We start from the raw sequence: 415 nt of genomic DNA, 5'->3' as shown, positions 1-415 counted from the left end.
CACGTTGCCGTGGTGCCGGCGCGCGATCATCAGGCGGTGCTTGTCGGTTTTCTCGTCGAATTGCGCATACACGTCAGCGGTGCCGTCGTCGTTCACGGCGGCGCCCAGCAGCGTCTTGGCGTGCATCTCGGCCAGCTTGGCCTTCAGCGCCACGGCCGAGGCTTCCGCCGCTGCCGCGTTGTCGAGATCCAGCACCACGCCGTCGGCGATGGCGCGCAGCGCGTCCGGGTCGACGATGCGGGACAGGCGGCCGATGACGCCTTCGGCCAGCTGGTACTGGCGCGCCAGCTCGGTCAGGGCGTCGCCCATGATCTCGCTGCCGTCCGGGCGCGTCAGGGACGCCTTCTCCATCGCCAGCTTCAGCAGGTAGGCGTTGAGTTCGTTGTCGTCCTTGATGTACCGCTCTTCCTTGCCG

At 68.0% G+C, this 415-nt stretch carries 1 protein-coding gene; it reads right to left on the bottom strand.

Features of this window, described 5'->3' with window-relative positions; translation table 11 throughout:
- On the bottom strand, positions 1–415 hold a 415-nt coding region (locus AB4Z35_RS30790; protein ID WP_442101271.1), incomplete at both ends, for a hypothetical protein.

This window comes from Pseudomonas sp. KB_15 (assembly GCF_052114525.1).
Lineage (GTDB): Bacteria > Pseudomonadota > Gammaproteobacteria > Pseudomonadales > Pseudomonadaceae > Aquipseudomonas.
This window is presented reverse-complemented; position numbering and strand designations above follow the sequence as displayed.